The sequence below is a fragment of the Streptomyces sp. NPDC111802 genome, assembly GCF_055634335.1.
Genome location: NZ_JBVKCZ010000016.1, coordinates 1 through 7,121 on the forward strand (window position 1 = coordinate 1; position 7,121 = coordinate 7,121).

Below are 7,121 nucleotides of genomic sequence, written 5' to 3' on the forward strand. Positions count from 1 at the left end.
CCGGTGGAGGTGAACTGGGTCTTGGCACCGGTCTTCTCGGTGAACGCGTCCAGCACCTTCTGGAAGTTCTTCTGCTCACTGCCGGACCAGACACCGGCCACGGTGACCGTCTGACCGCTGAGCGCCTTGTCGCCGCCGCCGGCGGAGACGGGGCCGCCGCCACAGGCGGTCGCGCCGAGCGCCAGGACGAGGGCGGTGCAGCCGGTGAGCAGGGTCGTACGTCGTCGCATCATCGTTGATGTCCCTTCGGGGAATGGGGAGTTGACGGAGGTCGGTTCAGGGGAGATTCAGCGGTCGTTGATCCACCAGGCCGCGGTCGAACCGGGCAGCACTCCGGCCGGGCAGGGGCCGCTCGACAGCAGCGGGGTGCCGGAGACCGGTGCGGGCGTGGGCGCCGTACCGAAGTTGACGGCGCAGACGAGACCGTCGCCGCGGACGAAGGCCAGGACACCGGGGGCGCTGTCCAGCCAGCGCAGCGCGCCCTCGCCCAACTGAGGCAGCGCGGCGCGCAGTTGGAGGCCGTCGCGGTACAGGTGCCAGAAGGAGCGGGTGTCGGCGAGGGCGCGGTCCGTGGCGTATTCGGCGAAGTACTCCGGCTGCGGCAGCCACGGCTTGGCGCTCTCCGCGCCGGAGGTGAAGCCGAACGGCGAGGCCTGTCCCGACCACGGCAGCGGCACCCGGCAGCCGTCGCGTATGCGGGCCCGGCTTCCGGTGCGGCGGAAGATCGGGTCGGTGAGCACCTCGTCGGGCAGGTCGACGACCTCGGGCAGGCCCAGTTCCTCGCCCTGGTAGATGTACGCGGCTCCGGGCAGCGCCAGCATCAGCAGCGCGGCCGCGCGGGCGCGGGCGGCGCCGAGGCCGCTGCCCTCGGTGGCGGGTTCGCCGTAGCGGGTGACGGTGCGGACCTGGTCGTGGTTGTTGAGGACCCAGGTGACCGTCGAGCCGGTGCCGGCTATGTCCTGCATGGCCTCGGAGATGACCTTGCGGAAGGCGTCGGCCTCCCAGGGGGCGCTGAGCAGGTCGAAGAAGAAGGCCTGGTGGAGTTCGTCGGAGCGGACGTACAGGGCGTGCTCGCGGGCGGTCGGCACGGACACCTCGCCGACGAGCAGCCGCTCGCGGCCGTCGCGGGCGGTGTACTCCTCGCATGTCGCACGCCACCGGCGCCACACCGCGTGCACCTCGGGCTGGTTCCAGGCGAGCGGGTTGACCGAGTCGCGGGTGCGGGCGTCGGCCTCCGGGTCGTCGGAGTCGGGCAGTTCCGGGTGCTTGTAGAGGCCGGCGGCGACGTCGATGCGGAAGCCGTCGATGCCCCGGTCCAGCCAGAAGCGCAGGATGCGGTCGAACTCGGCGCCGATCTCGGGGTTGCGCCAGTTCCAGTCGGGCTGCTCGGGCGCGAACATGTGCAGGTACCACTGGCCGGGCCGCCCGTCCGCCTCGGTCACCCGGCTCCAGGCCGGGCCGCCGAACATGGAGTGCCAGTTGTTGGGCGGCTCTTCGCCGTCGGCGCCACGGCCGTCGGCGAAGTGGAAGCGGGCACGGGCCGCGCTGCCGGGTTCGGCGGCCAGCGCCTCCTCGAACCACACGTGCTCGCTGGAGCAGTGGTTGGGGACGATGTCCAGCAGCACCTTGATGCCGAGCCGGCGCGCCGCCGCGACCAGCAGATCGAACTCGGCGAGGTCGCCGAAGAGCGGGTCGACGCCGCAGTAGTCGGCGACGTCGTAGCCGTGGTCGTGCTGCGGGGAGGGATAGAAGGGGCTCAGCCAGATCCCGTCGACCCCGAGCTTCCTCAGGTACGGGAGTCCGGCGCGGACCCCGGCCAGATCGCCGACGCCATCGCCGGTGCTGTCCAGAAAGCTGCGGACGTACACCTGGTAGATCACCGCGTCGCGCCACCAGTGGTGCTTACTCAACATGCATGCATGTTAGGTAGGCGTATCGCGGAGGTGTCAATGAAAGAAACAAAGGATACTGGCGAGTTGGGGCGCCAAATTGGGACTTACTTGGACATCCTCACCTCAGATGAGACGCCGCCGTTACCTAACAAGTAACTAGCGGCTGGAGATGGTCGCCAACTCCCGCGCCAACCGCCGCACCGCCGCCTCGGGCGTCTCCCGCCCGGTCATCGCGTCGTGCACGACCGCCTGCACCACCAGGCTCACCTGGTCGTAGCGCGGGCTCTTGGGGCGCGGAGCGGCCGTGAGCACGCTCTCGCGCAGGGTCGGCAGATACGGGAACTCCCGCACCAGCTCCGGATCTTCGTACAGATCGGCCCGTACGGGAGGCAGCGCGCCACGGGTGAGGACCTGGCGCTGGACGCGCTCGCCGGCCAGATACGCGAGCAGGCGCGCGGCCGAGTCGGGGTGCTCGGTGTGGGTGCTGACGGCCAGGTTGGAGCCGCCCAGGACGCTCGTGCCCGGTCCGTCCGGCCCCGGCAGCGGTACGGCACCGATCTTCCCGGCGACCGGTGAGCCCTTGGCCGACGCTCCGACATAGGCGTACGGCCAGTTGCGCAGGAAGAGCAGGCGTCCGTCCTGGAACGCCTGTTTGGACTCCTCTTCCTTGAAGGTCAGCGCCCGCTTCGGGATCCAGCCCTCGCGCACGCCCCGGGCGAGGAAGTCGATGCCGTCGCGGGCCGCCATCGAGTTCACGGTGACCCGCTCGCCCTCGTCGCCGAGGATCGAGCCGCCCGCCGAGTAGACGGCCTCGGCGGCGTTGACGGTGAGGCCCTCGTACGGCAGGAACTGGCCCGCGTAGCCGTCGAGGCCGTACTTGGGCGCGATGGTCTTCGCCGCCCGCTCCAGCTCGGCCCAGGTGCGCGGTGGGTCGACGCCCTCCTTGGCGAGGATGTCCTTGCGGTACAGGAGCAGGCCGGCGTTGGTGACGTACGGGACCGCGTACAGCTGTCCGTCGTAGGTCGCCGTGTCCACGACCGGCGGCAGGAAGGTGTCCAGCGGGAAGCGGTCGCGCGCCAGCGGGCGGATCCAGCCGTGCGCGGCGAACTCCGAGGTCCAGCTGACGTCGATGTTGAGGATGTCGAAGCGGCTGCGCTCGCCCCCGCGCAGGTCGGTGGTCATCTGCGCATGTGTCTCGTCGGCGGAGTCCGGCAGCTCGACCAGGGTGACCTGCTCGTCGGGGTGGGTGCGGTTCCAGCCGTCCAGCACGGAGCCGAGGTAGCCGGTGAGGTCGCCTGCGGTGGCGAGGGTCAAAGGCCCCCTGCCACTCGCGGGACCCTCGTCGGCACGGGCGCCGGAGGCGACGTAGCCGGTCAGGATCACGACGAGGACGAGAAGGCCCCTACCGGCGGCGTGGATCCACCGCATAGGTTCCTCCCTGTACACCTGACACCGGGCGTCTTCGCCCGGGGAACAGAGGCCATGTATACCTGTTAGGTATGCGCGATACTAGGGCCTGCGGCACATTACTCGGGATGCGGGAGGAGAGCACGAGTGCGGCTGCCCCTCCTGGCCCTGCTGGCGCGCGGCCCGGCCCATGGCTACGAACTGAAGCAGGACCTTGAGCTACTGCTGGGCTCCGCGTACCCTCAGCCGAACGTCGGCCAGATCTATGTGACCCTCGGCCGTCTCGAGAAATCGGGGCTGATAGAGGGCGAGGACGTCGAACAGTCGAGCCGGCCCAACAAGAAGGTCTACCACCTCACCGAAGCCGGGCGTGAGGCGCTGCGCGCCTGGTTCGAGGAGACCGAGGACGAGCCGCGCGTGCGGGACGAGTTCTTCATGAAGCTGGCCCTCGCCCCGCAGACCGGTCTCGCCGACCAGATCGCCCTGATCAACAAACAGCGGCGCCAGTACCTGAACACCATGCGTCAACTGTCGAAACTGGCCGCCGCCGAGAACCGGGACAACCGCATCGCCCAGCTGCTGATCGAGGGCGCGATGCTGCACCTGCAGGCCGACCTGGACTGGCTGGAGCGGTGCCAGGAAGAGCTGGAGGAGCTGGAGTGAGCGACGATTCCACTCCTGGGCTGCGCGCGGCGGGCCTGGCCAAGACCCATTACGGCGAGGGTGCTCCGGCGCATGCCGTGCGGGGCGTGGACCTCTCCGTCCGCCGGGGCGAGTTCCTCGCCGTCACCGGTCCCTCGGGGGCCGGCAAGTCGACCTTGCTGCATCTGCTGGGCGGGTTGCAGCGGCCGGACAGCGGGAGCATCTGGCTGGACGGCGAGTGCGCGGACCGGTGGAGCGAGTCCCGCTGGTCGGTGGAGCGCAGAAAGCGCATCGGAATCGTCTTCCAGTTCTTCAACCTGGTCTCCAACCTCTCCGTCGCCGACAACGTCGAGCTGCCCGCCCTGCTGGCCGGCGTCCCGCCGAAGCGGGCCCGCGCCGAGCGCACCGAGCTGCTGACCGAGCTCGGGCTCGCGGGCAAGGAACGGAGCATGCCGGGCGAGCTGTCCGGCGGCGAGCAGCAGCGGGTCGCGCTGGCCCGGGCGCTGGTGAACCGGCCGCCACTGCTGCTGGCCGACGAACCCGCCGGCAGCCTGGACAGCAAGGGCACCCGCGAGGTGATGCGGCTGCTGACCCGCTTCCACCAGCGCGGCCAGACGATCGTGCTGGTCACGCATGACGCCCGGCTGGCGAGCGCCGCGGACCGGGTGATCAGCTTCTTCGACGGCCGGATCGCCGACGACGCCGAGCTGGACGGCGGCCTGCCGCCGCGCCGCTCCGGGACGTCGAGTGTGCTGGAGCTCAGGGACTGAGATGCGGGCGTACGAGCATTTCCCTGATTCCGGGCCGAGGGGCTGAGGCACGTGCGAGCCACCCTGCGCTGGGCGCACTCCGATCTGCGCACGCACCGCGGCGAGGCCCTGTTCCTCGTGCTGGCGACGGCCGGCATCGTCGTCTCGCTGCTGCTGGCCACGGCCCTCTTCGGCTATGCCACCAACCCCTGGCAGCGCGTCTTCACACAGGCTCAGGGCGCGCATGTATGGCTGCACACCGGCGCCTCGGCCGACACCGGGAAGCTGGCCGAGCTCGACGGCGTCGAGTCCGTCGCGGGTCCCTATGCCACCGAGTCCACCACCCTCGCCTCCCGGGGCACCCGCGCCTCCGTGGAACTGCGCGGCACCCCCGAGCGCCCCGCCGTCGGCCGCCCGCTGCTGACCTCCGGCCACTGGCTGGACCCGGCGAACCCCGAGGGCGTGGTCCTGGAGAGCCGCCTGGCCCGCGCCCTCCTGGCCGCCCCCGGCGACACCCTCACCCTGCCCGGCACCGACCGGGCCCTGACCGTGCTCGGCATCGCCGACAGCGCCGAGCCGCGCTATCGGGCCGGTGAACAGGCGGGGCTCGTCTGGGCGCCGCCGTCCGCCGTGCGCGACCCGGGCGGCCAGGTGATCGGGCTGCGCCTGACGGACCCCGACGACACGGACTACGCGGTCCAGCGCGCCGTGACCGTACTGGGCGCCGGTGCGATCGGCGAGGTCTCCACCTGGAAGCAGGCCCGCGCCGAGGCACAGGGCGACAACCGGCTGCTCGGGCAGGTGCTGGGGCTGTTCGGGCTGGGCGCGCTGGTCGCCGCCGGGCTCGCCGTGCACGGGGCCATCGGCACCCGGATCCGCGGCCATCTGCGGGACATCTCGGTGCTGAAGGCGATCGGCTTCACGCCGGGTCAGGTGGTGCGCGTCTTCCTGCTCCAGCACCTCGCCTATGCGCTGCTCGGCGCCGTGGCCGCGGCGGCTCTCATCCAGGCGCTGGGCAGCCACATCCCGGGGAGGCTCGGGGACGCGGTGGGGGTCTGGCAGGGGCTGCCGGGACACACCGTGGCGCTGTTCGTGGTGCCGGTGGGGGCGGTGCTGTTCATCGGCGCGACCACGGGGCTCGCGGCCTGGCGGGCGGGGCGGGTGCCTCCGGTGCCGGTGCCCCGGCGTGCGGCCCCGCTCGGCGGCCGGCTCTCTGGTGTGGCACGTGGGGCGCTCGGTCTGCGGTTGCCGCCGGCGCTGGTGCTGGGCTGGCACCGGGCGTTCACCCGCCGCCCGCGGTCCCTGGCCGCGGTCGCCCGGCTCGCGCTGCCGCTGCTGCTGATCGTGGTGGCGATGAGCGCCTGGACCACCATCGAACGCTTCGACAGCAGGCCCGAGCAGATCGGCCTGCCGACCGCCCTCACGGTCCACGCCTCGGATCTGGCCGACCGCGACACCCGCGCGCTGCTGGAACGCGACCCGCGGGTCGCCGCCGCCTACCCGGGCGTCGAGGTGGCCGCCCTGGTCCCGGGCCAGACCGCCACGATCGCCCTGCGCGGCCTCGGCACCCACGCGGATCCCTACCCGTACGCCCTGGCCGAGGGCCGTGCCGCGCTGGGCCGCGACGAGGCGGTGGCCGGGCAGGGGCTGCTGGAGCTGCTGGATGTGAAGGTCGGCGACTGGGTGCGGATGACCGTCGGCGACCAGCCGCAGATCCTGCACATCGTGGGCCGGAGCATCGAGCCGGAGAACGCCGGCCGGGTCATCTCCACCTCCCTGGACACCCTCCGCGAGAACGACCCCCGCCTCGGCCCCACCCTCTACGAGCTGCGGCTCCGCCCCGGCGCCGACCCCGATCAGGTGGCCGACGGGCTGGCCGACGCCGGGCAGGGACGCCTCGACGTCCACGCCGTACCGAACCCCGCCGACGGGCTCTCGCCCCTGCGCGGGGTCGTGGTGGGCCTCATCGCCGTCCTGGCCCTGATCGGGCTCATCGAACTGCTGACCGCGATCGGCGGCACGGTGCGCGAGGGCGAGCGCGACCTGCTGGCCCTCAAGGCCATCGGCCTGTCCCCCCGGCAGATCACGGCGATCACCGTCACATCCACCGCCTGCACCGCCCTGGCGGCGGTCGTCGTCGGTACGGCCGTGGGCGTACCCCTCGGCCACTGGCTGATCGACTCCCAGGGCAGATCGAGCGGCATCGGCTCCGGGATCGCCCAGGGCCCCTCCCCCGCACTTCTGCTGCTGTTCGGCACCGCTGCGGTCGCCGGGGCGGCGGCCCTCGCCGCCGTACCCGCGGGCCGCGCGGCCCGCCGCCGCCTCGCGGACACGCTGAGCGCGGTCGCCTGACCAACGCCGGACCCGACCCGACGGATTCCGCGAGGTCAACCGCCGTGGCGGCCGGGGCCGTAGGGCTGCTGCGGGTTGT

Annotated in this window: 5 protein-coding genes and 1 pseudogene; 3 read left to right on the forward strand and 3 right to left on the reverse strand. The window is 72.1% G+C overall.

What is annotated here, in order from left to right; translation table 11 throughout:
• From ACZ7NC_RS19145 to ACZ7NC_RS19155, 3 genes and pseudogenes are all read right to left on the reverse strand, one after another.
• Window positions 1–233: pseudogene (locus ACZ7NC_RS19145) on the reverse strand (carbohydrate ABC transporter substrate-binding protein); the annotation flags it as partial.
• A gap of 54 nt (window positions 234–287) precedes the next feature.
• On the reverse strand, window positions 288–1,913 hold the full coding sequence (locus tag ACZ7NC_RS19150; protein ID WP_471489728.1) for a glycoside hydrolase family 13 protein: 1,626 nt from the start codon (window positions 1,911–1,913) through the stop codon (window positions 288–290).
• A gap of 135 nt (window positions 1,914–2,048) precedes the next feature.
• Window positions 2,049–3,320, reverse strand: a complete 1,272-nt coding sequence (locus tag ACZ7NC_RS19155) for an ABC transporter substrate-binding protein (RefSeq protein WP_471489729.1) — start codon at window positions 3,318–3,320, stop codon at window positions 2,049–2,051.
• 126 nt (window positions 3,321–3,446) lie between these two features.
• Between ACZ7NC_RS19155 and ACZ7NC_RS19160 the strand changes: the two genes are divergently transcribed.
• From ACZ7NC_RS19160 to ACZ7NC_RS19170, 3 genes are read left to right on the forward strand one after another with little or no spacing between them, the layout of a single operon-like run.
• Window positions 3,447–3,962 (forward strand): PadR family transcriptional regulator, encoded by a 516-nt coding sequence (locus ACZ7NC_RS19160; protein WP_471489731.1) that lies wholly within the window; start codon window positions 3,447–3,449, stop codon window positions 3,960–3,962.
• Window positions 3,959–4,711, forward strand: coding sequence for an ABC transporter ATP-binding protein (locus ACZ7NC_RS19165; RefSeq protein WP_471489733.1), 753 nt, complete (start codon window positions 3,959–3,961; stop codon window positions 4,709–4,711). Before ACZ7NC_RS19160 ends, ACZ7NC_RS19165 begins: the two co-directional genes overlap by 4 nt.
• Before the next feature lie 51 nt (window positions 4,712–4,762).
• The gene (locus ACZ7NC_RS19170) at window positions 4,763–7,042 is read left to right on the forward strand and encodes an ABC transporter permease (protein ID WP_471489735.1); all 2,280 of its coding nucleotides are present in this window, start codon (window positions 4,763–4,765) and stop codon (window positions 7,040–7,042) included.
• The last annotated feature ends 79 nt before the right edge of the window (window positions 7,043–7,121 follow it).

Coding starts and splice junctions, on each gene's coding strand:
- ACZ7NC_RS19150 (WP_471489728.1), bottom strand. CDS start 1,913: ATGTTGAGTAAGCACCACTGGTGGCGCGACGCGGTGATCTACCAGGTG.
- ACZ7NC_RS19155 (WP_471489729.1), bottom strand. CDS start 3,320: ATGCGGTGGATCCACGCCGCCGGTAGGGGCCTTCTCGTCCTCGTCGTG.